Annotated in this window: 21 protein-coding genes; 14 read left to right on the top strand and 7 right to left on the bottom strand. The window is 57.4% G+C overall.

All coding sequences use genetic code 11. From position 1 onward, the window contains the following. Window positions 1-22: 22 nt before the first annotated feature. The gene (locus ACRWA7_RS03840; protein ID WP_438390134.1) at window positions 23-1,117 is read right to left on the bottom strand and encodes a branched-chain amino acid ABC transporter substrate-binding protein; all 1,095 of its coding nucleotides are present in this window, start codon (window positions 1,115-1,117) and stop codon (window positions 23-25) included. A gap of 166 nt (window positions 1,118-1,283) precedes the next feature. On the opposite strand from ACRWA7_RS03840, the gene ACRWA7_RS03835 reads away from it, so the two are divergent. From ACRWA7_RS03835 to ACRWA7_RS03810, 6 genes are all read left to right on the top strand, one after another. Continuing rightward, complete coding sequence (locus tag ACRWA7_RS03835) at window positions 1,284-3,356, top strand: PAS domain-containing protein (RefSeq protein WP_438390133.1); 2,073 nt, start codon at window positions 1,284-1,286, stop codon at window positions 3,354-3,356. 287 nt (window positions 3,357-3,643) lie between these two features. Then, the gene (locus tag ACRWA7_RS03830) at window positions 3,644-3,988 is read left to right on the top strand and encodes a response regulator transcription factor (RefSeq protein WP_438390132.1); all 345 of its coding nucleotides are present in this window, start codon (window positions 3,644-3,646) and stop codon (window positions 3,986-3,988) included. A 66-nt stretch (window positions 3,989-4,054) separates the two neighbouring features. Next, window positions 4,055-4,684 (top strand): response regulator transcription factor, encoded by a 630-nt coding sequence (locus tag ACRWA7_RS03825; protein ID WP_438391048.1) that lies wholly within the window; start codon window positions 4,055-4,057, stop codon window positions 4,682-4,684. Between the two features lie 192 nt (window positions 4,685-4,876). Beyond that, on the top strand, window positions 4,877-5,986 hold the full coding sequence (locus ACRWA7_RS03820) for a sensor histidine kinase (protein ID WP_438390131.1): 1,110 nt from the start codon (window positions 4,877-4,879) through the stop codon (window positions 5,984-5,986). A 217-nt stretch (window positions 5,987-6,203) separates the two neighbouring features. Further along, window positions 6,204-6,590, top strand: coding sequence for a BON domain-containing protein (locus tag ACRWA7_RS03815; RefSeq protein ID WP_438390130.1), 387 nt, complete (start codon window positions 6,204-6,206; stop codon window positions 6,588-6,590). A gap of 340 nt (window positions 6,591-6,930) precedes the next feature. After that, a complete protein-coding gene (locus tag ACRWA7_RS03810; RefSeq protein WP_438390129.1) occupies window positions 6,931-8,688 on the top strand; it encodes a cytochrome c biogenesis protein DipZ in 1,758 nt (585 codons plus the stop codon). A gap of 203 nt (window positions 8,689-8,891) precedes the next feature. Here ACRWA7_RS03810 and ACRWA7_RS03805 read toward each other — a convergent pair whose 3' ends face one another. Further along, window positions 8,892-10,163 carry an epoxide hydrolase family protein gene (locus tag ACRWA7_RS03805; protein ID WP_438390128.1) on the bottom strand — a complete coding sequence of 424 codons (1,272 nt, stop codon included), beginning with the start codon at window positions 10,161-10,163 and terminating at the stop codon, window positions 8,892-8,894. Window positions 10,164-10,242: 79 nt separating this feature from the next. Continuing rightward, entirely contained in the window at window positions 10,243-10,449 is a 207-nt protein-coding gene (locus ACRWA7_RS03800; RefSeq protein ID WP_438390127.1) for a hypothetical protein, read from the bottom strand. Window positions 10,450-10,878: 429 nt separating this feature from the next. On the opposite strand from ACRWA7_RS03800, the gene ACRWA7_RS03795 reads away from it, so the two are divergent. The 7 genes from ACRWA7_RS03795 (at window position 10,879) to ACRWA7_RS03765 (ending at window position 18,576) form a co-directional block, all read left to right on the top strand. After that, window positions 10,879-12,147, top strand: coding sequence for a condensation domain-containing protein (locus tag ACRWA7_RS03795; protein ID WP_438390126.1), 1,269 nt, complete (start codon window positions 10,879-10,881; stop codon window positions 12,145-12,147). 245 nt (window positions 12,148-12,392) lie between these two features. Then, window positions 12,393-12,707, top strand: a complete 315-nt coding sequence (locus ACRWA7_RS03790; protein ID WP_438390125.1) for a DUF4148 domain-containing protein — start codon at window positions 12,393-12,395, stop codon at window positions 12,705-12,707. Window positions 12,708-12,872: 165 nt separating this feature from the next. Beyond that, a complete protein-coding gene (locus ACRWA7_RS03785; protein ID WP_438390124.1) occupies window positions 12,873-13,913 on the top strand; it encodes an alpha/beta fold hydrolase in 1,041 nt (346 codons plus the stop codon). A gap of 17 nt (window positions 13,914-13,930) precedes the next feature. Continuing rightward, the gene (locus ACRWA7_RS03780) at window positions 13,931-14,440 is read left to right on the top strand and encodes a cytochrome P460 family protein (protein ID WP_438390123.1); all 510 of its coding nucleotides are present in this window, start codon (window positions 13,931-13,933) and stop codon (window positions 14,438-14,440) included. Window positions 14,441-14,613: 173 nt separating this feature from the next. Continuing rightward, window positions 14,614-15,327 (top strand): (2Fe-2S)-binding protein, encoded by a 714-nt coding sequence (locus tag ACRWA7_RS03775; RefSeq protein WP_438390122.1) that lies wholly within the window; start codon window positions 14,614-14,616, stop codon window positions 15,325-15,327. Continuing rightward, window positions 15,327-16,343, top strand: coding sequence for an FAD binding domain-containing protein (locus ACRWA7_RS03770; RefSeq protein WP_438391046.1), 1,017 nt, complete (start codon window positions 15,327-15,329; stop codon window positions 16,341-16,343). The genes ACRWA7_RS03775 and ACRWA7_RS03770 overlap by 1 nt, the downstream gene beginning before the upstream one ends. 91 nt (window positions 16,344-16,434) lie before the next feature. Next, entirely contained in the window at window positions 16,435-18,576 is a 2,142-nt protein-coding gene (locus tag ACRWA7_RS03765; protein WP_438390121.1) for a xanthine dehydrogenase family protein molybdopterin-binding subunit, read from the top strand. A gap of 98 nt (window positions 18,577-18,674) precedes the next feature. Here ACRWA7_RS03765 and ACRWA7_RS03760 read toward each other — a convergent pair whose 3' ends face one another. Further along, on the bottom strand, window positions 18,675-19,637 hold the full coding sequence (locus ACRWA7_RS03760) for a LysR family transcriptional regulator (protein WP_438390120.1): 963 nt from the start codon (window positions 19,635-19,637) through the stop codon (window positions 18,675-18,677). 143 nt (window positions 19,638-19,780) lie between these two features. Here ACRWA7_RS03760 and ACRWA7_RS03755 point away from each other — a divergent pair, with 143 nt between their 5' ends. Then, on the top strand, window positions 19,781-20,728 hold the full coding sequence (locus ACRWA7_RS03755) for a LysR substrate-binding domain-containing protein (protein WP_438390119.1): 948 nt from the start codon (window positions 19,781-19,783) through the stop codon (window positions 20,726-20,728). Window positions 20,729-21,411: 683 nt separating this feature from the next. On the opposite strand, the gene ACRWA7_RS03750 is transcribed toward ACRWA7_RS03755, so the two are convergent. The 3 genes from ACRWA7_RS03750 to ACRWA7_RS03740 form a co-directional block, all read right to left on the bottom strand. Further along, complete coding sequence (locus ACRWA7_RS03750) at window positions 21,412-23,319, bottom strand: RICIN domain-containing protein (RefSeq protein ID WP_374728655.1); 1,908 nt, start codon at window positions 23,317-23,319, stop codon at window positions 21,412-21,414. Between the two features lie 74 nt (window positions 23,320-23,393). Next, a complete protein-coding gene (locus ACRWA7_RS03745; RefSeq protein ID WP_438391045.1) occupies window positions 23,394-24,029 on the bottom strand; it encodes an SCO family protein in 636 nt (211 codons plus the stop codon). 326 nt (window positions 24,030-24,355) lie between these two features. Next, on the bottom strand, window positions 24,356-25,078 hold the full coding sequence (locus tag ACRWA7_RS03740; protein ID WP_438390118.1) for a hypothetical protein: 723 nt from the start codon (window positions 25,076-25,078) through the stop codon (window positions 24,356-24,358). Window positions 25,079-25,234 lie beyond the last annotated feature (156 nt).

The following is a 25,234-nucleotide window of genomic DNA, read 5'->3' as shown; positions in this document are numbered from 1 at the left end:
AGGGTTATATCGATCAGGTTTCCTATCTTCTGATTTCCCGGAGCGTCACCTTCTTGCGGTCTTTGAATGTCGAGATAGTCGCGGCCGGCACGCGCAGATCCCCCGCGTCGTCAAAAGAAATCTGGCCGGTAACACCTTGGAAATCGACATTGCGAAGTGCGTCGACGATTTTTCCCGATTCCGCCGATTGCGCCTGGACAACCGCGTGATACACCGCCATGGTCGCGTCGTAAGCGTAGGGCGCGTAGAGTTGCACGTGCTCCCCGAATTTCGCATGGAACTTCTTTTCGAAGGCGAGACCGCCCGGCATGGAAGAAAGGCTCAATCCGCCGTCGGCGCAATACAGATTGCCGGCGAACGCCTCGCCCGCCAATCTTGGCAGCTCCCGGGTGCACATGCCGTCGCCTCCGAGCAATGGCGCGGTGACACCAAGCCGCTTCATCTGGCGCAGCATGGGCCCGGCTTGCGCATCGACACCTCCAAAAAAAATGGCGTCTGGCCGTTTTTGCTTGAAGAGCGTAAGCGACGCGTTGAAGTCCACCGCTTTATCGCTTGTATATTCGCGCGCCACGATCGTGCCGCCCGCACTACGCGTTGCGTCAACGAATACATCGGCCACGCCTTGACCATAAGCGGTGCGGTCATCGATCACTGCAACGCGGCGAGCGTGCATGGTGTCGATTACATAACGGCTCATGACGGTCCCGAGGAAGTTGTCGTTCGCAAGCACCCGGAACGTCGTGCGATAGCCAAGTCTGGTGAACTGGGGATTCGTGGCGGAAGGCGTGATCTCGGCAATGTTGGCTGCGGCGTAAAGCCTCGCGACCGCGATCGATGTTCCTGAACTTTGATGCCCGACAATCGCGTTCACGCCGTTATCAATGAAACGCTGCGCAATCAATGTCGCAATTCGCGGGTCTCCTGCATCGTCCTGGGCGTCGAGTTTGAAGCCGGTCGGAGTGCCTGCGATTACCGGATGGGAAGCATTGATCTCATCAATAGCAAGCCGGATGCCTTGCTCGATATCTTTGCCAAGATGTGCCTGAGGTCCCGTCAATGCGCCCGCATAACCGATCACCACCACATTGTCCGCCCGGGCTGCCGAGAGGCTCGCCACGACCAGCGCAATGGGGAAGAGAGCCCTTGGCGAATGGTAAGATCTCCGCGGCAACCAGCGGAATCGACAAGACATTGTCACCTGTATTTCCATGAAGAGCGCACTGCGGCAATGCATGTTCAAGAAGGCGTAAATCTAATGGTTTGTGTTAGCTGGAGTCAATAGCATGTGCCCGGATAAGCAACTGACTTTCCAACCCATTGCCGGAATGGAAAACGAACTCCTTCAAGTAATCGATGCACTGCCAGGCTTGGTGTGGACCGCGCTCCCCAGCGGCCAAGTCGATTTTCTAAACCGGCGCTGGCGTGAATACACCGGCATGAGTGCGGAAACTATTCTGCAGTGCTGGCAGGATGCCATTCATCCGGACGACTTGCCGGAACTGCTCAAACGCTGGAGCGCCAACCTGAGTTGGGGCGAACCCCAGGAGATGGATGCACGCCTGCGCCGGTTCGACGGAGAATACCGCTGGTTCCTGATTCGCACGCGGCCAGTCCTGGATGCATCCGGGCAATTAGTGAAGTGGTGCGGACTGAATACGGAAATTGAAGACCGGCGGAGGATCGAAGCACTGCTCGCCGGCGAAACAGAACTGCTTGAATTGGTTGCTGCCGGCCGCCCCATGGCGGTCATTCTTGAATGGTTTTGCCGTCTTGTTGAAAGTGTTGCGCCCGGCTGCTATTGCAGCATCGCGTTGCTGCAGCCAGCGGGTACGCATCTTGAGCACGGCGCCGCACCGAGCCTTCCTCGTGAATTCATCGATTCGATTATCGATGGGCCTGCCGAAAGCAACCCATGCGCGAGCGCGGCCCTGTCGAACGAGCAGATCATTGTCTCCGACCTTCTTTCGGACCCCCGGTGGGCGCTCTGTTCCTGGCGGCAAATGGCGCTTCATCATGGAATTCACGCGTGCTGGTCAATGCCCATTGTCGCGGCCAGCGGCAAGGTCACGGGAGTGTGTTCGATACATTACGATGGCCGTCGAAGATCTGCACCGTTCGATCAGGCACTGATAGGGCAGATAGCGCGTATTGCAAGCATTGCGGTTGAGCGGACACAGCACGACGCGACACTTAAACGAAGCGAAGCGTTCCTCGCGGAGACTCGCCGCCTGAGTTCGACCGGGGGCTTTTCCAAGCGTGTGTCGACCGGCGAGATCACGTGGTCGGAAGAGGTGTACAGGATGTTCGAATTCGATGCGGCCAGGCCGGTCACACTCGAATTGATCCGCTCGCGTGTGCATCCCGAGGACCGCGTGTCATTCGACGATATGCTCGAGCGCCAGCAACGCGGTATCGATTACGAGCACGAGTACCGGTTGTTGATGCCCGACCAGTCGGTCAAATACATGCACGTGGTTGCACACGCAATCAGGGACGCAAGCGGGCAGTGTGAGTACGTGGCGGCCATTCAGGACGTGACAGAGCGACGCCGGTCCGAAGCGGCATTGATAGAAGCGCGGTCGGAACTTGCGAGAGTGGCGAGGGCATCGAGCTTTGGAGTATTGACTGCGTCGATTGCTCATGAAGTGAACCAGCCGCTCTCCGGCATTATCACGAATGCCAGCACGTGCCTGCGCATGTTGGGCGCCGAGCCCCCCAACCTGGAGGGAGCGCGGGAAACTGCGCGGCGTACCATTCGTGACGGCAACCGGGCGTCGGACGTAATCAAGCGATTACGTGCGCTTTTCTGCAAGACGGACACCACAATCGAAAACGTCGATCTGAACGAGTCCATCGGTGAGATCGTTACGCTTTTCCGTAGCGAACTGCATCGTAGCGGGGTGACAGTGCAGATCGATCTTGCCGGCAATCTGCCCTGCGTTTCGGGCGATCGCGTTCAACTTCAGCAAGTGATTCTTAACCTTTTACTGAATGCGCTGGAGGCGATGAACGGCATTGATGATCGTCCGAGGCGCTTGCTCGTCGTCACTGAACTTGACGCGAACGACAGTGTGCGCGTGTCCGTGGCGGATACAGGTGCAGGGTTTGGCCTTCACGAGCCGGCGCGACTGTTCGACGCTTTCTATACGACCAAGCCCGGCGGGATGGGCATTGGGTTGTCGGTGAGCAAATCGATTATCGATAATCACGGAGGTCAATTGTGGGCCATCGGAAATGAGAGCGGCGGCGCCACCTTTTCGTTCTCCATTCCTAAGCAATCGAAGCTACGGAAAGATGGGAACGGCGGGAGCGCGCACTGGATCGCGGGCGTAACGGACAGGCAGCAATCGACATGAAGAACCTCTTGTTTGCACCGCACAACTTGACTCATCCGGTTCCATCAATTCCATGGCCGCGAATCATTGGTGTCGAAAAGAGCGGCTTTGCATATTGCCGTCTCTGAGTCGATACCAAAGTATCATATCCCTGTCCCCCTACAAAGGTGCATGCTTTATGCTGGCGCGCGTCCGGCCTCGGGGAGCAGTCGGACATCTGACGGCGATCTTTTTGCGGGGGCGCTGGTACTGAATAACCAGCATGTCATGGGGAATCTATGATGGTGTTGCGGTCGCTCGTGTCGGTTGTGGACGATGACGAATCCGTGCGTGAGTCGCTGCCCGATTTGCTGAACGAATTAGGTTTCGCCGCGCAGACGTATGCATCGGCAGAGGCCTTTCTCGCTTCGGACAAGGTTGACGTGACGGGTTGCCTGATTCTCGATATAGCAATGCCAGGAATGTCTGGCCCGGAGTTGGTGCGCGAACTTAATCACCTGAAGAAGCAGGTTCCCGTTATATTCATCACCGCGCACGGAGATGGAAAAACCGGTTCGGAATTAATAGGGGCGGGGGTCGTAGCATGTCTGTTGAAACCTTTCAGTGAGAGCGCCTTGCTTGAAGCACTGCATGCGGCGTTCGGGGAGCATTGAATGCACGACGTCGCCGGGCGCATACTTGTTTCTGCTAGTAACCTGTGCATATCGAGCTCGCAGATCATGGAGAAGGCCGTTCCAGTTATATTTATAGTCGACGACGATATCTCCGTTCGCGAGTCTCTGGAATTGCTTGTTTCCAGCGTCGGGTGGCAGCCGAGAACCTTCGCTTCCGCGCAGACGTTTCTCGACCATCCGCTTGTTTGCGTGCCAAACTGCCTGGTGCTCGACGTGTCCTTGCCCGACCTGAATGGTCTGGATCTACAGAGACTAATCAGTGGAAAACGCGCCGGTACGCCCATTATTTTTATAACCGGCAACGGCGATGTGCCCATGACGGTCCAGGCCATGAAAGCCGGAGCAGTCGACTTCCTGACCAAGCCGTTCAGCGACGAGGCTTTAATAAACGCTATCACCCACGCTATTGAATGCAGTGCGATGGCGCTTGCAGACGAAGCGCAATTGTGTGAGCTACGCGAAGGCTACGAGTCGCTCACCCCGCGAGAGCGCGAGGTCATGGCATTTGTCGTTGCGGGCCTATTGAACAAGCAAGTGGGTGGCGAACTGGGCATCAGCGAAATTACCGTAAAAGCTCATCGCGGCAACGTCATGCGAAAAATGAAAGCCGCGTCGCTGCCGGAGCTGGTCATCATGGCCGCGAAGCTACATCTGCCGGTCGAGTCAAAGCGCTGAGACTTGATTTGTCCATCGGCTCATTCGAGCATGCCGGTCATAGCCGCGAGACAAAAGCGGTGCGGGCTCCGACCAATACTTAAGTATCGACCAACACCATCGTCCAATAGAAGGCATCTCTTTATCGCGCTCTAATTTGCGGCGTCGACTATGTGCGTTTTGTCGCGTCATGCTTTTCAAATGGAGCTGCCGATGCTGAATACATTGCCTTTTGCGAGATTGCTATTTTACGTGCTGTCGGCTATCGCGGTGCTGGGTCAGGCGTGTGCGATGGTTGCAATGTCGTTGCTGCCAGACATTCCCGCAGTCGTCTGGATGGCTTTGGCTACGGTTCTTCAGTTGATGGTTATCGGCCTGTTCGCTTCCTATATTGACGGACTAATTGGCCGTTCAATTGCATGTCTCACCGAAGCTGCCGGTCATCCGGTTACTGACCACGCTGTCCGGGACTTGCCGGAGAAAGGCCCCAAAGAAATGGTGCAGGCGGTTCGGGCTTTCAAGACACTGAATGAACGGCTTGTCCGCGGTACGGCCGAGCGCATCGAGGTCCTCGCCGCAATTTCGCATGATCTGCAGACGCCGATCACCCGAATGCGCCTGCGTGCCGAAATGTTGGAAAGCAAGCAGGAAAGCACCAGGCTTTTACAGGACCTGGACACCATGCACGCGCTGGTCAAGGAAGGCGTGACCTATGCACGCACGCTTCATGGCACCACGGAGCCGCCGTCTCGCATCGACTTGCGCGCACTGCTTGAAAGCATTGTTTCAGATTATGAGGACTCCGGAGATCATGTCTCACTGGAGTCACGCATTGAAGAGCCGGTCATTACACTACCTAACGCGTTTCGCAGGATACTGGCAAACCTCGTCGATAACGCGTTGAAGTTCGGCAGCGCGGTGCGCATTCACGCGCGCAAGGGGTCATCCGGGCTTGTGATTTCGGTGTTGGACAACGGTCCGGGGATTCGGCCGGATCAACTGGAAAACGTGTTCAGGCCTTTCTATCGCGGTGAGTTGCGCGGAGACCGGGACGTTGTGGGATCAGGTCTTGGGCTTGCAATTGCTCGCCAGCTTGCGATAGCCATGAATGCGGATTTGCGGCTATATAACCGCAATGAAGGAGGGCTCGAAGCGCGGCTGACCATGAACTACTCACCCGGTGTTGAGGGATCAGTTGCGCTATCTCATGTTACTGACGGATACCGGGCTGGAGGATTTTGCCCGGGACGTGCGGTTTCCGCGATGGGTAGTAGTCAAGGCGCAGCTGACCTCACGGGCCTCCTGCTGTCGTCCAGACGGTAATAAAAGATATGCGCGGGACGAATGAGCAGATGCGGAGCCGTCAGACGGTACATTTCGATACGTTGCGGACATACCCAGGATACATCCTATGTTTCTAATTGCTATACGGCGTCGAGCAGGTTCACGCCCGACGTAGTGCTCGCTCGCGAAAATAGCAGCGACAGTATGGTTTCCATCGATCACGCGATTTTTTTCAGACTAAGCCAAGGATCAAATCATGAGACTTCGACAACTCGTTGTGAGCAGCGGCTTTACCATCGCTGTTGCGGCTTTTGCATATGCGCCTGCATTCGCGGCGGACTCGGCGGCTGGCGGGTCGGACAGTACCTCAGCGGTCAGCGCGCAGGAAACCCCGACCAGGAAATCAGTTCGGGTAGCTAATCGTGCATTTTCAAAGACCGTTCAAAAAGCCATTTTCAAGACCAGGGGCCTCGAGCAAGCAACGATTTCCGTCTTCGGCAATGCGAAGACGGGACACGTGACGCTGGCTGGCCAGATCACAAGCGAGGACCAGGATGGTCTGGCTGTCGATGCAGCGAAGCAGGTTCCGGGCGTAACGTCGGTGAACAGCAAGCTGACGCTGCGCGAGCAGGGTGGAAGCTAAAGCGGTGCGCCGGCCGGTTTGCGGCAATGCCACCGCTGTATTGAAACGGACAGACGTAATGTGGCTTATGTCTGCTTCCTGGCGGGGATGCCCTTCCTGTCGCAACGGGCGCAGATTCGTTCGGATACGGAGCATGCGTGTGGGCGCCGGACAAGCGACGTGGCGGTTTGTATCGTATATGTCGCGGACCGCAATGGATACATTGGATTGCGCAATGACCGGCTACTGAAATCTACCCGATACACGAGAGCGCCGGAATACGGCACATGACTTGACGCATCGTTGTGCGTGACGTTCGATGCCGGTCTGACCAACCGTCTACTGTGTGGATACTGATCTCATGCTACTGATCATCATTGCGTTTGCGGGCGGTGTGTTCACTATCCTGAGCCCGTGCATTCTGCCTGTCGTCCCGTTCGTATTCGCACGCTCCGACAAGCCATTCGCGACTGGCCGCTTGCCGTTTCTTCTCGGCCTTGCAGGCACGTTTGCGCTTGTGACAGGCCTCGGCACAGCCGGTCTGAGCGGGGCTGCGCAATTCAGCGAGTACGGGCGCTGGATTGCGCTGGCACTGTTTACGGTGTTCGGCGTGTCACTGTTGTTTCCCGAGAGTACGGCGAATCTGTCACGCCCATTGTCAGACCTTGCCGAGCGCTTCGTTTCGCGCTCGCAGAACGATGGCGCGACACGCCGGATCGGTTCCGCTATCTCGCTTGGCGCCGCGACCGGCCTGCTATGGGCGCCCTGTGCCGGACCCATTCTCGGACTGATCCTGACCAGTGCGGCTTTGCATGGTGCAACCTGGCAGACCGCGGTGGCGCTTGGTGCCTATGCCGGAGGCGCCGCCTGCTCGCTGGCAGTGGTGTCCGGGCTTGGCAAGCGTTCGCTGGATATGCTCAAGCGTTCTTTTGGCTTCGGCGAGGGTCTGCGCCGTGCAATGGGCGCGCTGGTGCTGCTCGCCGTGGGCGCGATCTCATTGGGCGTCGACACACGGATTCTCGCGTATATTCCATCCGGGTCAACGACTGTCATCGAGGCGAGGTTGGTCAGCCTCGTCGAAACGAGAAAGCTGGCAGGCAAAGGGCCGCAAGCGGCCCGGATGATGCGGGTGTCAATGGACGCCGCGCTGCCGGTTCAGGGGCATCTGCCATCGCTTGACGGCGCGGCGACGTGGCTTAACAGCACACCGCTTTCGACTGACGCATTGCGCGGCAAGGTCATCGTAATCAACTTCTGGACGTACTCGTGCATCAATTGCCTGCGCACCTTGCCATATCTGAAGATGTGGGCGCAGCGCTACCGCGACGACGGCCTGGTGGTGATCGGCGTACATACTCCGGAGTTCGGTTTCGAGCACGATACCGACAATGTCAAACGTGCGCTGGCCGATCTGAACATTCATTATCCGGTGGCCATCGACAACGACTACACCATCTGGCGTGCGTTCAACAACCAGTACTGGCCAGCCTTCTATATTGCCGACGCGCAGGGCCGCATCAGGTATCACCATTTCGGCGAAGGCGACTACAGCGAAGCGGAAGACGCGCTCCGGCAACTTCTGGCCGAAAACGGGAGGCGGATGCCCGGTGACGGCCCGCAGCAGCCGGTGCAGGCGACGGGCGCGCAAGCCGCCGCCAATCCGACGGACGTTGGCTCGGGCGAGACCTACGTCGGCTACCGGGAGGCGCAAGGCTTCGCGTCGCCACAGCGCGTTAAGCCCGATACCGAGACCGCTTACACGTTACCCGCGCAACTGCCGCTCAACAACTGGGCGCTCGCCGGGCAGTGGAATATCGGTGCGGAATCCGCCGTGCCAGGCGCGCTGAACGGGCGCATCGCCTACCGCTTTCATGCGCGCGATCTGCACCTGGTGCTGGGGCCGGCTGCGCAAGGCAAGCCGGTGCGCTTTCGCATTACTGTGGACGGTGCATCTCCGGGCGAAGCGCACGGTGCTGACGTTACGAGCGAGGGCGCAGGTGTTGTGACGAGCGCGCGTCTGTATCAACTCGTGCGCCAACCGGGCCCGGTGCACGACCGTACGTTCGAGATCGAATTTCTCGATCCAGGCGTGCACGTGTTCAGCTTTACATTCGGTTGATCGCGAGCGACCGGACTTCTGCTGCCGATGCTTATCCGCAAACAGCAAATGGCATGGGTCAACTTAGGCCAACGCTTCGCTGGATCGGTGACTCAGTGCGTCGGCCATACTCGCCGCGGCCGCACTCACCGCACTCACTTACGGCGACGATATGAAAACGCCGCGGCGATCCTGGCGTGCGATCGCCGCGACCACCCGATCGCCTAACGCAACGGGCGCATTGCCGCGCGGACCTCGGTCGCGAATAACTGCGGCTCTTCCCACGCAGCAAAATGACCGCCCTTGTCGACTTCGTTGAAATAGATCAGATTGTGATACGCACGCTCGGTCCAACTTCGCGGCGCCTGATAAATCTCTCCAGGGAAGATGGTTACGGCAGCCGGCAAGGATATGTCGACAGCATTGAAGTTGTTGGAATGATCTTCCCAGTAGATTTGCGCGGCCGAGGTGGCGCTGTTGGTCAGCCAGTAGAGCGATATGTCGTCGAGAATTTCGTCGCGCGTGAGCGAGCGTTCAGGTACACCGCCGCTATAGGTCCACTGGGAGATCTTGTCATACATCCATGCGGCTTGACCCACGGGTGAATCGGCAAGCGCATACCCGACGGTCTGCGGTCGCGTCACCATCATGGCGGAGTAGCCGCAATTATCCCGATAGAAAACGTTCAGTGAATCATATGCGGCCTTCTCTTTCGGCGACAAGTTTGCCGGCGCGGGTTCCCCAAGAGCGAGCAGTGTCGCTATATCCGGCGGGACGGTTGCAGGCATGTTGACGTGAATGCCAATCAGGCCTTTCACTTTCTGCATTGCCATGCGATGCGAAATCACCGATCCGCAGTCGCCGCCTTGCGATACGAAACGCGTATAGCCAAGCCGGACCATCAACTCGCCCCATGCGCGCGCGATGCGATTCGAGTCCCATCCGGCGGTCTTCGGCTGTTCCGAGAAACCGAAGCCGGGCAGGGAAGGAACGACAATGTGGAACGCGTCGCCGGCGCTTGCGCCATATGCCGTGGGATCGGTAAGCGGAGCGATGACCTTGATGAGTTCGAAGATGGAGCCCGGCCAGCCATGGGTCATGATCAGTGGCAAAGCCTTGTCGTGGCGTGAGCGCACATGAATGAACTGAATATCCAGTCCGTCGATTTCGGTCGTGAACATCGGTAGCGCGTTTAGCTTCGCTTCGCCTTTGCGCCAGTCGTAATCGGTACCCCAGTATTTCGCGAGCGCCTGCATTCTCGCGAGCCGCACACCTTGCGACTCGTCGTTGACCGTCTCTTTGCCGGGCCAGCGCGTGCTCGCGATACGCCGGCGCAAATCGTCGAGATCGGATTGCGGCACCTTGGCCTTGAACGGGCGGATCGTGCTGTCGCCGGTAGCAGCGAACACGGATCCGGGAATCAGCCCCATGGCACTTGCGGCGGCTGAAGCGGCAAGGAGATGGCGGCGACCGGGAGAAAACGGTGTTGATGGCATGGTTGATATCCGGGAGTAAGGAAAAGCTGGCGCGTTAATGACGGTGCGCCAGAAGATTTATGGGGAGGACGTGCTGCGACTAACGACGAGAGGTATCGTTCGTGCTGATCGTCTGGTCGGCCTGTTCAGCGCGAAGAGTCTGGACGCTCTGGCCACGTTGAGAAGACGGCGCGCCGATGAGTGGGTTGTAGCGAGGCGCTGGGCCGTAGCCGCTGGCCGCGAAAGCAGGCGACACGACAGCGGCGCTGGCGCAGAGGAGTGCGGCGATCAGGAAATTCTTGAACATAACGAATCCTCCAAATATATCGGTTTCCTAAATAAAATACCAAATTCGCCGGAATAGCTGGAACACGACTGCGTATGGTGAGGAACGCTCAAGTATTTCGATCCAGATTCCGTCGCTGGATGCATTAGGCCCGGATGAGGTATCTGGCTTATGTCACAGGAACCCGCTATTGCAATGCTCTGTACCTGTTAGATCGTTGTACACATTGAGAGACACATTCGTCAGCGCGTTTCGCAATGTATTGGGTTGGTGAGCGGATACATAGCGTTTCAAAAACACCTGTTGCCCGACATAAAGGATATACGCACCGCACCTGTAATACCGGACTGGGCCGTACCACCAACACGTCCGCGGCGCCGGTGTTCATCAATATCAGACGTCGGCCCAGCGTAGGTGCATCGGAGCACATAACCTATCGGGAGTCAGAGAGTGAAAGACCAACAGCAGGACATCGAGGACATTCAGTCGAGCAAACACACGCGCATGCGTAGTCTCGGGAGTACGGAACATCTGTTCTGGTTGCTCGATCAGAATCGGCCGACGCATTTCGCCATGGTCGCCGAAGTAGATCGAAGCTTTCCGCCGCAAGCATGGCATGCGGCTTTCCGCTCTGTGCAACGACGGCATCCATTGCTTTCGACTTTCATCGGCGTGGATGCGCAGGGAAATACGGGCTTCCATGGCGCGACCGACGCAACGGTTCCGTTGCGCGTGATCGAGCGTGAGCCGGATACATGGCGGCGAGAAGTTGCCCGCGAAATTGCTACGCCGTTCGACTGGTCGGTTGCGCCGTTGTGGCGCGCGACCTTGTTGCAAGGCGCGCATGCGTCAACACTGATTCTTGTTGCGCATCATTCAGTGCTCGACGGCATGGGAAGTGCCTATCTGATTCAAGATCTGCTGCTCGCGCTCTCGGGAGAAGCTCTGGCGCCGCTGGGACTAGTGGAGTCGCTGGAAACCTTGCTGGAAAGCCAAATGAACTCAGCGGCGGTTCTGCCCGCCGCGGCACCAGCGCCATCGCCGAGATCATTTCGTCCGGGCGCGGAAGATGTACCGCAAATCGACGCGCTTGCGTTTCCCGCAGAGTTCACTCGCCGGCTCATCGCGCGCGCACGTGCCGAGCAAACCACCGTGCACGGCGCCATTGCCGCTGCTGTCCACGAAGCTGGCCGCCGTCTGTCGCGCGAGTGGCGCTCGCGTCCACTTCGTACCGTAACGCCAGTTGATGTGCGTCATCTTGCGAGCGAAGTCGGCACATCCAGTGGGGTCTACATCACTCAAACGATCACCGTCGACGATCACCCGCCCGGTGCACCCCTGTGGATTGCCGCGCGCAAAATCAAGCGAGATCTTGTGCCTGCGCAAACGCCCACCCAGGCAGCGGCGGAACTAAAGGCTCTCGATGCGGCCATGTCAGTCAAGCCGAGTGTTCGGCACGCGGCAAGCTTTCTGTCGACTGTGCTGGCATTCGACGTGCTGTTGTCGAATCTGGGAAATCAGCCGGTTGCATCCGCCTACGGTGATATCACGCTCGAAGCATTGTGGGGGCCGTTCGTGACCTCCGGTTTCGCCGATGACCAGGTTATCGGCGTATGCACGACCGGGGGCGTCCTGCGTCTGACTCATACAAGCTATGCCGCCATACCCGGACTGCTAAGCGAAATTCGGACAATTATCGAGGCGGCTGTCAACGCGTGATGCTGGTCGTACTGCTGGGGCAGCTGTCCATAGCGACCGCACTCAGATTAAGCCGTCGTTCTCGGGGCATCTTCGTATCCCAATGTGTCCATGTCGCCGGGCGTTACATAAGGTTGCAACGATGCGCATTGCAGACATAAGCCAGATACGTCATTCCTGTCCAATACGCTCACGCCAACTGTTCTGGCATCTAACCCAAACGCAAACGGGCGTTTGTGGAATGATATTTTCTCGAGGTGGATATCATGAAAGCTATTCAATCGCTTGTTGTTGCCGCTGCTGTTGCATTGCCCGCAATGTCCTTCGCTCAGTCGAACCAGGCGCTTACCCGCGCGGGCGCCCGCGCACAGTTGGTTGAGTTGCAGCAAGCCGGATACAACCCCGCCAGCGACCAGACGCGTTACCCAGAGAACATCGAGGTTGCCCAGGTGCGTGTGGACGCTCAGAAGGGCTGGGCGTCCTCATACGGATCATCGACTGCCGGCAAGTCCGCGTCCGGCTCTGCGCGCCGGGGCGAAACGGACATAATCGGTCTGGGCCCGATCTACGCCAATCCGTGACTGGAACGTTCGGTTCAAGCGTGGATGCGGAGTCGGCGAATTCTCCTTTGCGCCTGCATCGCTCCGACCGAGAGCAGATTCCAGGATCTCTGGCGTCGAGGACAGCTCATGTTTTTCCTCGCGCCTGCAGCCGTTTCAAAGCCTCTTAAATAAGGAAAGCTAAACATGTCCGATGAGATCAATATGCGGCGACGTCGTTTGCTCGGTACGACGGTTGCCGGTATCAGCCTGACGGAATTGGGGTTGGGCGGCTTCGCGCACGCCGAGTCGAGTGCTGTTGCGTCCGGATCAAGCACTGCCTCGTTCGAAAACCTGCGGCAGATCAACGCGGGCACGCTCAACGTGGGCTTCGCGCAAGCCGGGCCGCAAAACGGTCCTGTCGTGATCCTGCTACATGGCTGGCCCTACGATATTCATAGCTACGCCGAAGTCGCACCGTTACTTGTTGCGGCTGGGTATCGCGTCATCGTGCCGTATCTCAGGGGCTATGGGTCCACACGATTCCTGTCCATAGACACGCCCCGAAACGGCCAGCAAGCGGTTATCGCGGTAGACGTAATCAACCTGATGGATGCGCTCAAGGTCGATCAAGCGGTCTTCGGCGGCTTTGACTGGGGGGCGCGCACGGCGAATATCATTGCCGCGTTGTGGCCAGAGCGATGCAAGGCTTTGGTGTCGGTGAGCGGTTATCTGATCGGCAGCCAGGACGCCAATAAAGCGCCGCTGCCGCCTAAGGCGGAGCTCGCATGGTGGTATCAGTTTTATTTTGCCACGGATCGCGGCCGCGCCGGCTACGACGCGAACCGCCACGATTTCAACAAGCTGATCTGGCACACGGCGTCTCCCAAATGGAATTTCGACGATGCGACCTACGAGCGCTCGGCTGCATCGTTCAATAATCCTGACCATGTCGCGATCGTGATTCACAACTACCGGTGGCGTCTGGGACTTGTCACGGGCGAAGCGAAATACGACGAGTTGGAAAAGCGGCTGGCGTTGGCGCCGCCCATTACGGTTCCGACCATCACGATGGAAGGCGACGCCAACGGCGCACCGCATCCTGAGCCGTCGGCATATGCCAAAAAATTTACGGGCAGGTATGCGCACCGGAACATCAGCGGCGGTATTGGCCATAACCTGCCGCAGGAAGCGCCGAAGGCATTCGCAGACGCGATTATCGATGTTGCGCGTTTCCAATCCAGCTAACCGGGAACACGAAAGAAATGCAAAGGATCAGGACTGTATGTGCCATGCTTTCTGGGGCTCTTTTGCTGGGCACGCTGGCCGATCACGCTTGGGCGGAGGCTGCGAAATCGGCTCCGTCTCCGATTTACGGGGTCACCATTCCGGATGGTTATCGAGGGTGGCAAATGATCGCGCCGGCAGAGGAAGCTGCGCCACTCGACGAACTGCGCGTTGTATTGGGCAACCCAGTCGCCATCAAGGCTATCGAGAACTCGACGCTGCCATATCCTGACGGAACCATCTTGGTCAAGCTCGCATACAAGCGCAAGCAGTCGCCGGAATTTCAATCGGCAACGATTCCCGGCACGCCCACGACGGTGCAGGTGATGGTGAAGGACTCACGCCGCTACGCGTCGACGGGCGGTTGGGGCTACGGCCGTTTTATCGATGGACAGCCGGTCGATGCGGCGCAACATCAGACCTGCTTTGCCTGCCATGCAGCCAAGGTAAAGGACTGCGACTATGTTTTCACGCGTTTTGCGCCGTAATGCTGAGGCCGCGGTTCTATTGAGGGCGCGGTCGTAGTCGTCACGACCGATCGTGGTCGACAGTTTTGCTTAAAACGGTATTAACCGCCGGGCGTTGGTTGCGGGTATCTGGCACGGGTACATTAGGTGAACCCGGCTTACTGTGAGCCGGGGTATCGACCATCGGCGAACTCATGGCCCATCAGAAACACGATTCCGTGCCTCATTCCTACCAGAAGGAGCCGGATCAACCGCAAAGTCCGGCCGAGAGCGTCGCAGAAAATCAGCAACCAATTGCGTCGAGACGGCGCTTTCTGCAGTCTGTTGGCGCATCCGGGGTTGCGGTAGCGGGCAACCGTTGGGCGGTCGCGGACGCAGCGGCGCAGTCGCCAACTACGCCGATAATGGAAGCGCAGCCTGCGCCTTCATCGAATGAAACCGTTCAACTAATAGTCAATGGTGTGCGGCGGCGCCTGAGCGTCGCGCCGAATGCGATTTTGCTCGACGTCCTGCGCGATCAATTGCAATTGACAGGCACGAAGAAGGGCTGCGACCACGGTCAGTGCGGCGCATGCACCGTCCACGTCAATGGAATAGCCGTGAACTCGTGCCTGTCCCTTACCATGATGCACGATGGAGACGAAGTCTTCACCGTAGAGGGCCTTGAGAAGAACGGCCGTCTGCATCCTGTACAGCAGGCCTTCTGGGAACACGACGCCTATCAGTGCGGCTATTGCACTGCCGGCCAGATGATGAGTGCAATTGCAGTACTTCGCGACGCGCGAATCCCTTCTGACGACCATTCCGTGCGCGAGGCGATGAGCGGCAACATTTGTCGCTGTGGCGCGTATCAAAACATTCTTGCAGCAATCCAGTCGGCCCGAACGAAAAGCGGGGGGACTGCCTGATGCGCACCTTCGACTATGTTCGCGCCGACTCTGTCGAGCGTGCACTTCTGGCCCGCACGCAAACGGACGCCGTCTACCTCGCCGGCGGCACGACGCTTCTCGATCTCATGAAGCTGGACGTGATGCGTCCAGCGCGCGTGGTCGACATTCACAAGCTGCGCCTGGATCGCATCGAGCGGCTAAACGATGGACGGGTTCGCGTGGGCGCGATGGTGACGAACACGAATCTTGCGCGCGATGACGTCATCCGCGCCGCATACCCGGTGCTTTCGGAAGCGCTGTTGTCCGGCGCCAGCACGCAATTGCGTAACAAGGCAACCACCGCCGGCAATATCATGCAACGCGTACGCTGCGGCTATTTCCGTGACGGCATCTCGCCTTGTAACAAGCGCTCCCCAGGGGCGGGGTGCGCTGCCGTCGGCGGTCAAAACCGCAACGTGCATGCAGTTCTCGGTGGTAGTGAAAACTGTTTCGCGGCGCATCCGTCCGACATGTGCGTTGCAATGGCCGCCATCGGCGCCACCATCCACGTGCAGGGCGTTCGAGGGGTCCGTGAAATCGACTTTCTTGATTTTCACCTCCTTCCTGGCAATACGCCATGGAAAGAACACGCGCTCGCCGAAGGCGAAATGATCACGCATGTCACGCTCGATGCACCCATTGCAGGCAGCCGCTCCGCCTATCTCAAGCTGCGTGATCGGGCGTCGTATCAATTCGCGCTGGCATCTTGCGCGGCGATCCTGACCTTCGAAGGCCAAACAATCACCAACGCCCGTCTTGCCCTTGGCGGTGTCGGGACACGGCCCTGGCGGGCGCTCGCCGCCGAACGTTTGCTCATCGGCCAGAGAGCCAGCACCGACGTCTTCACTCAAGCGGCCGCTACTGCACTTGACGGAGCGCGCTCCTTCGGTCAGAACGGGTTCAAGATCGCTTTGGGCCAGCAAGCGGTTGTCCGCAATCTGACAACCATTGCGGCCAGACCACATGCTGACATCGACGAGAACGGGAGGGCCTGACGTGAGCCAGCAAGTTATAGGTCAATCGGTAAAGCGAGTCGATGGAAGGCTCAAAGTCACCGGGGCGGCTCGTTACACCGCTGATCAAAGCATGCCCGGACTGGTCTACGCGTACGGTGTTTTCAGCACCATTGCAAGCGGACGCGTCCTGCGCATTGACACTGCCGCAGCTCGACGCGTATCTGGTGTCATCGATGTTCTTCACCATGACAATTTTCCAATGCTGTATCGGCCGCCCCGCAGCGCTATCGCGCCCGCCACAATCCTGACTTCAACGATCACCGACGAAAGCAGGACGCCGTTCGAGGACGCGACCGTCAACTATGCGGGCCAGTTCGTTGCGCTTGTAATCGCCGACACGTTCGAACATGCGCGTGAAGCGGCATATAAAGTCAACGTGACATACGCGACCAACAAGGCTGCAGCGACGCTGGACCAGGGCGTCGAAATGAATGGTACGCGAGATGGCGGTCGCGGGCACAGCCGCGGCACGCCCGAGGCCGCGTTCGACAATGCATTGCATAAGATCGATGTCACCTACAGGACACCTGTCGAAACACACAACCCCATGGAGATGCACGCAACGGTGGCGCACTGGGACGGTGACCACCTCTTTATTTATGAGGCGTCGCAGGGCGTAACGGTGCATCGCAATACGATTGCGTCGGTTTTTGGCCTCACGCCCGAGCGGGTAACCGTCGAAGCGCCATTTATTGGTTCGGGCTTTGGCAGCAAGCTTTTCATGTGGCCAAACTCTGTCGCCGCGAGTGCCGCCGCGCGCGTTGTGGGACGTCCAGTCAAACTGATCGTGCCACGCGCGCAGATGTTCACAACAACGGGCCATCGGCCGGAGACGGTTCAGCGCCTGAGATTGTCCGCCGACGCGAACGGAAAACTTACATCGCTTCGCCACGAGTCGATCAACACCACCTCGATGACGGATGCTTTCACTGAGAACTGCGGGGGAGTCTCCCGCAATCTCTATTCATGTCCGAACGTGCTCGTCAGCCATCACATCACGCAAGTCAACCGGGGCTCCCCGACCTCCATGCGTGCGCCCGGCGCAGCACCAGGCTTATTCGCACTGGAATCCGCGATCGACGAACTGGCTCTTGCATCGAACATCGATCCAATGGAGTTTCGTCTGCAAAATATCTCGGCGGTCGATGAAGTTGCTAATCTCCCGTGGTCGAGCAATCACTTGCACGAAGCGATCGTGACGGCATCCGAGCGCTTTGGCTGGGCTAAGCGAAATCCTGCCATCGGGTCCATGCGCGATAGTCACGAGATCATTGGTTACGGTATGGCGGCATGCAATTGGGATGCTTATCGCACAGCCGCGGAGGCGCGAGTGCAACTACGCAACGACGGCACGGTGCTCGTGACGTGCGCCATCCAGGATATTGGAACGGGAACATACACCATTGCGGCGCAAGTAGTTGCAAACATAACAGGTTTGCCATTCGAACGTATTCAGGTCCGGCTTGGCGACTCGTCGTTTCCCGCCGCTCCAATGTCCGGCGGTTCGTGGGCAACCGCAAGCGTGACACCTGCTATCGCCGAGGCGACCCGTAATGCCATTGCCCGGCTGAAATCGTTCGCGGTAGCCGACAAGGCCTTTTTTGCGGGAGCGAAAACAGATGATCTGCGCTTTGAGGAAGGGCGTCTGACCGACGGCAGGCGTTCCCTGGATTTTGCTGCGGTTCTCAAAGGCCAGCGCTTGGCGAATGCGGAAGGTTTTGCGAGAACGCCGGCGGCATCCGTTGGAAAAGTGTCGTTCAAGTCTTTTGGCGTGCATTTCGTGGAGATCCGCTGGGATCCGGGTATCTCTCGACTTCGGGTGGCGCGGGTCGTCAGCGCGCTCGACGTGGGCCGTGTCATCAATCCTTTGACAGCACGCAATCAGGTGGAGGGCGCAATTGTGATGGGCATTGGCATGGCTTTGTTTGAAGCTACGGAATACGACACGCGCACCGGGGTTCCGGCGAATAACAATTACGCCGAGTACGCCGTGCCCGTGCATGCGGATCAACCAGACATTGACATCATCCTGCTCGATTACCCCGACCTGCAGCTCAACGAACTCGGCGCGCGAGGCATCGGCGAAATCGGGACGACGGGATTAGCCGCGGCAGTCGCGAACGGTGTGCATCATGCAACCGGCAAGCGAATCCGCGAACTCCCGATTCTGAAAGAGAAGCTGATGGACACCGCTTTTCCAATTTCCGGTTGAGCAGAGAATGCTAACGCTTTTGCGTCCAACGATCGAAAGTCAAACGCATGTGCTCACCAACGCATTTACATCTATCGTAATTGAACGACAAAGTTGACTTATACCTCGACAATCGCCTTGGGAATACGCAACACATCCTCACCAGGACAATTCGAAGTTGAATTGAAGAATGACGACATGTCCTCACGTGTTACAAAATCAATGAACTGGCGCACCCTTGCAGGCAGGCGCTCCCGCTGTGGATAAAACATAAAGATGCCCATGCGGCTAGACGAGTATCCGGGCAATAAGCTGATCAACTCACCGGAGCGAATGTGCTCGGAGACGAGGTAGGTCGGCAGCTGTCCAATTCCCATGCCTGCACGTACCGCGCTCACCTCAACATCCACATCGTTAAACGTGGCAATCGCCGAAACATGCCGCGATAGCACTTGCGAGCCAACGGTAAATTCCCATGGCACGGTTCGGCCACTGTTAGGCTGACGAAATCCAGTGCAGCGATGCTTGTCAAGTTCGTCGATACTCGTGGGAGCGCCATACCGTTCTACATAGCGGCGCGACGCGCAGGTCAACAGTTCCAGCGGTGCTAGCGGCCTTGAGATAAGCACGCCGTCGGGCTGGGATCCAGCGCGAAAACCGATGTCGATTTTCTGCCCGACCAAGTCCGTGAAGCAGTCTTCCAGTACAGTATCGAACCCCACGTTCGGATGATTTTCCTGGAACTTCAGCATGAGTGGGACAAGAAGATGGCTGCCGATTGAACGGGGTGCAGCTATGCGGATAGAGCCTCGCAACGCGTCCTTCGCGTACATTGTCCTGTCCATCGCATCGTCGAGCAGTTGCAGTCCCTTCTCGGCAAGTTCATACAACCGCTCGCCTTCAGCAGTAAGACTGACTCTGCGCGTCGTTCGATGAAACAGGCGCAGGCCAAGATGCTTTTCAAGCTGGGCGACTGCACGACTGATCGCAGGCGTCGACGTTCCTGTTTCTATGGCTGCACGACTAAAATTTCGTGCTCTGGCCACGCTCAGAAAAATATTCAGCGCCCTGGTCGTATCCATGTCGGCCACCTTGTCCCAATGCTCGCTAGAGCGCAATCAATGAGACTATTACTCCATATCGATACTGGTAACATGCCTCGACACGATGTGCTATGAAGAGCCACTTCAAAGTGGACTCTAAATTTGCGAAGAAGGGAGCATCAATGCAACAAAGTCAACTCGACGGGATCATGACATTCATTGCTGTGGCCCAAGAGAAAAGCTTTTCGACTGCGGCTGTTCGATTAGGTGTCTCGCCTTCGGCAGTGAGCCAAACCGTACGAAATCTCGAGCGCAGGATAGGCATGGCTTTGTTTAACAGGAATACGCGAGGTGTCGGATTAACGGAGGCGGGACAACAGTATTTCGAACAAGTATTGCCGGCGATCAACATGTTGTCGCTTGCTACGGACGAGCTTGGCGCGCTTTCGGGAAAACCAATGGGAATGCTGAGGCTTAACGTTGCTCGTGCCGGCTACATGACAATACTTCAACCGGTGCTACGGCGCTTTCTTGACCAGTTCCCCGACATAAGGGTGGAAATTTTTATTGATGGATCGCTCGCGGACATAATAGGGCGAGGATTTGATGCCGGAATTCGATTTGGCAATCTGGTTCAGAAAGACATGGTCGCCGTGCATGTTGGTCCAGCAATCTCCGCTTACATCGTGGCGTCGCCTGAATATCTATTGAGGAAAGGTGTTCCGACTCATCCTCGAGAATTGATTGACCATGACTGTATTGGCTTCAGGCAAATCACATCGGGTCAAGTCGAACGATGGTCGTTCACCCGCGATGGGGAAACCATCGAGATTGCGCCAAACAGTAAGTTGGTCGTGAATGACTCGGCAATGCTTGTCCAATGTGCGCTGGATGGGATCGGCATTGCTTATATGATCAATGGGTATATTGAAGGCCTCCTTGAGGCTGGACGGCTCGTACGCATCATTCCGGAGTGGAGTCCAACGCTGCCTGGCTTTACGCTTTATTATCCCGACCGTCGTTCGGTCGCACCGAAACTTCGGGCTTTCATTGACTTTTTGCGTAGCCACGCAGACGTTGAAGATCGTCGGAACCAGGAGTGGCTGGTGGAGGTCCGGAAGTCTTCTTGATGCACGATGCTGGTTAAGCTTAAGCCGGCCGAAAGCGGACATTACAACTTAGCTGCTACATAGTAAAAAGTTGATAATTTATCTTATGTAAAATTCATAAATGTTGAGATGGACCAATAACCGGGGCGGCCGACGAACTTACCTTAATCAATAGGCGGGAACCTGACACCTTCGTGAGATCGATTAAAGCGAATGATAAGCACATTACTAAGCAGCGCGAACGCATTGCCGTTCCTAAAGCAATTACGGCGCCATCACATACCGCCAGACCGCAGCACACTCGCTTTCTGATATTCGATAGTTGGGCATGGCTTTGCGCAGTAAGACATTCGCCGGATCAATGCCGTCCCTGACCGCGCGACAAAAAGATTGCGAGTCGTAACGGCTGGGCGGCCCTCCTCGACGACTCTTCGCATCAAGCAGGTTACTCGTCGTCAGCGGTGGTGCAAAGGCGGTTCCTGTGGAAGTTTGAGAATGGCAGTTAATGCATCGTGTAGTCCAGGACGGCAGAAGCTGATTGTCGCCACGAAGGTGCCCTGCAACCGGGTGCTCACCGGAGAAGATCGCGCACCCAAGGTTGTCCGAAGCGCAAGAGAGCTCGCCACGTGCCAGACCGGCCATGGTGATCAATGCCACGTTGATGGCTACACGGACCGATAAACACAGGAAGCGTTGTCCGATCATCAGTGCAGACGCAGCGTAAGGGACAGGCTCGGCACACCCTTTGAGTTCATGGCAAAAAGCATATAGTAGCCTGGCACTGCAACACCGGGATCGGACGGAATCTTGAGCAGGTATTCACCACCCGTGCCTACAGTGAAGGCTACCGGCACGCGCCGTTGTTCATTATTGACAGCATGCGTATTCGACGACAACCGCATCAGCGCGAATGCCTTGATGCCGCTACTGGCCGTTACGGCAATCGAAGTGCCGAGGGTGGCGTCGGCCGGCGCTGCGCTGAGAGTTGGCCGCGTTGCTGCGGTCCCATCCGCATTTAGCAGATAAGGCGGGGTCAGTATTTCAACGTTGGTGTGATTCGTTGCGCAACCACCGCATAATCCGCCACCGCCGCTCAGCACACGTCCGTCTGGCAATAGCAATGCGACGCTGTGATAGGTCCGTGGTACAGCTTGAGGCGCGAGTTGTGAAAAGACTTTCGTCGTCGGATCCCATAGCTCCGGCGTCAGCACCGCAGTGTCGTCCGAGAAAGGCTGTGCGAACGCCTGCCCGCCCACCACCACAACCTGTCCATTGGGCAACGCTACGCTGCTGCTGAATGCCCTTTTGTAGGCCATTGAAGGAAGCGCCGTCGCAACCGCCGTGCCGGTACTGATATCAATCAAAGTAGCATTCGACGTCGCGTTAGCCTGCTCGTAGCTCGGAGCACCGCCCACGGCGAGAATCTTGCCGATGTCGTACATGACCGCGTTGCCATTCATTGCGTCGGTGTCATTGGCCCGCTTGCCGGCATCCGTTACGGTGCCGTTACCAGCTGTGTCGAACCAGTGCATGGCTACGCTCGGTCCCGCGTGGAAAACCCGGCCGTTGGACACCGCGAACATCCAGGCGTGATTGTCCGCGCGGAAAATGCCGCCCGCGTCATTCGTGAGAATATAGTCGGCAAGGATCGCGGTGTTCAATCTCCAGCCCGAACCGGAGGTCCACGTCTCGCCGTTCTTCCCTCCTTCGCCCCCATTCCACGAACCTCCGAGCGTGAATACACTTCCGTTACTGAGCGTAACCGTGCCTTCGTAACCGCGCGGGATATTCATCAGATCGACCGAGGACCATGCACCGGTTGTCGCCGAGTAAAGACTCGTCTTGGAACTGCTCGACCCGCCATTCACAAGCAAGCGGCCATCCGGCAGATTCGCAATCCCGGGGCAGAACATGTCGTGCCCGGTATTGCTCACCAGCATTTGCTTGAACGTTCCTGCCGTGGGATTAAAGACTGCCGTATAGGTCTTTCCTGGTGTTATCTCCCCGGAAGTGAAATCAAGCTGCATATCGGCGGACCAGACCACCACGTTGCCAGTGGGAAGATTCGCCGCTGCCGCTGGAACCATTGGCAGCGTGATCGGCGCCGTCCACTTCGATGGCAGCGTCTTTACGTTCAGGCCACTCAACTGCCAGGTCTGCACGGCGCTTCCGTTGCATACCTGCTGCTCGATCGGCTGACTCCAGCCCGTCAAGCTCATTGCGGCCAGACACAGGCCACTGTGCGACGCGACGATCGCGTACCCGTTACCTTGCGGCTTCAGAGTGAAATTCTGGTTGTTTTGATTATTGCAGGTCCATTGGATGACCGCCCCACCAGCGTTCATGCTCTCACCCGAAACGTCCATGCACAGGCTGCTGTTCTGGTTGACGAATTCGTACGTACTCCCATTGACAACAGGTCGCCACTGCTGATTGCCACCGCCGCTGCAACCCCACGAGTTCACCGCAGCGCCCGGCGTGGTCGACGCCGAATCGACGTCCGCACACAAAGTTGCGGCGTTTACGGAGATCGACCCGACGGTTTGCGCCGTGACGGCGCTGGAAAGCGTGACAAGGACCCCTGCAAAGACAATGGAGACCAGCGCATTCACGCATCTGCGGAATGACGGCAAGATTATCCCGACGAAACAGATTCGCGCCACGATCTGTCCTCCATTGAATTGAGTCACCCATTCGCAAGCGCGCTCAGCACATCCCTAACGTCGTCCGCGCGCGGAAACTCAGGGCTGCGCCAGCGAAGTCTTGCGCTCGCATCGAAGCAATAGATCTGTGTAGCGTGATCGGCTATGTTCCCAAGCGGCAATTGACTACCCGAGAGTGTCTTGCGCATTTGATCGACGTCTTGCAACGCAGGCGTCGCCGCGTTCCATGCCGGACCAGCTTGAAAACGCGTGAGCCAATAATGGAGAGCGGACGGCGAATCGGAAAGCGGATCGATTCCGATCGACAGCAATTGGACCGGGTAGCGACCGTGGATCTGCGGCAGGCGTTCTTGAACCGCGCTGAACAGCGCACCTTGGAGGGGACAAACCGATCCGCAGCCCGTGTAAATAGTTTGAAGCGCGGTGACGCGCTGGAGAAGGAAGCTGCTGAGTAGCCGCTTCTTGCCGGTCTGGTCGATTAAGAAGGTATCGTCAAGACGGGCTGGTGGGCTAACAAGACCGATTGTCCCATGCTGCGCATGCAAGGAGGGGCATGCCGTCGCCGTTGCGAGTACCGCGGCATTACGCAGCAGGGTGCGCCGGGACCATTGACGAGCAGAACCCGAATGAGAGGTTTCCGGGTACTCGTAAATTTTCAGATGGAACAAGGCATCGTACTCCGCAAGAGCGTGACGAATTACCAAATTTCACACCATCAAAAAAACCCCATTCAGCGTGATGCATACCGCATAGTGATGCTCATCATCTTGATCTCATCTCATCTTGATCTCATCTTATGCGAACCCGAAGCGCTCTTGATGTGCACTTGCGCACATAACTTAGCATCTTGATGGGCACTTCTCCAAAAACGAGGAACAAGGATTTCTCTGCTGACCTTACGTTGCTGCTCCCCTTACGTTATTAAGCAAGTCATCTACTTCGCCCCATGGGGCTCTCGATTAGTCAAACTCCATTCGACGCATTGCTATGGATTGTAGATAGATTGAAACCCGCCTTTGGATGGCGCAGAATTTCTGTGGTGGGCCCACTCGCGAAAGTTGTCCAGTATCCCGCCTGAGTGCGGGTTGACAAAGTGAAACAGAACCGTTGACCTGACGCTCTGCGGCAGGCACGCCTCGTTCGCATGGAGCGATCGCATCCCCCAGAAGAAATACATGTTGCCGGGCTGAAGCAGTACGACGCGTGCACCGAACGTCCGCCGCACGACCGGGGACGCGAGCGCCCTGCGCGTCAACGAGTTCTGCATGAATGCCTTTTCGGCAAGGTTGACCATTGATGACGACCGGATCTTGCGCAGGTTCGGGTACATCACCAGATCGCCGCACGGCTCGTTCGGGCAGTTCGGAATGGTGAGCGGTAGCAGCGCGGTAACGACATAAGTGTCATAGTGGAACAGGTTCGAGGCCTTAAGTCCAAGATCGCCCGATAGCACTCGCAAAGCGGGGACAATTATTTTTTCCGCGGCTTGACGCCCTGTGCCGCGTTGGTAAAGCCCGTCGAGTATTCGCAGCAGTTCAGGCGAGTCGGTGAATGCCGCAAGCGGTGACTCGTCAAGCCAGGTATGCCCGGCATAAATGAACATCTGGCGCTGATGTTTGTCCAGCTCACGCTGAACATAAGCGCTTGACATATAGATTTCGTCTGGCGAAAGAACATTGCGAAGAGTTCCAACGCCGGTCGCATCCATTTCGAGGCTCAATGTATCGAGTCCCTGATCCGTTACGCGTCTTAATCCACAGTCCGACACTTGATTTGGCGAAGGTTCCATAAGCACCTCGTGCGATGTCGCTTGCGCAATAGTTCGTCTTAAGTGTCTTTCAAATATCTCAAGGAATGCTTTCAG

Source organism: Caballeronia sp. DA-9, assembly GCF_051615025.1.
In the GTDB taxonomy this organism is placed as follows: Bacteria; Pseudomonadota; Gammaproteobacteria; order Burkholderiales; family Burkholderiaceae; genus Caballeronia; species Caballeronia sordidicola.
Note: the sequence above shows the minus strand (reverse complement) of the source record. Positions and strands in the feature narration are given on the sequence as shown.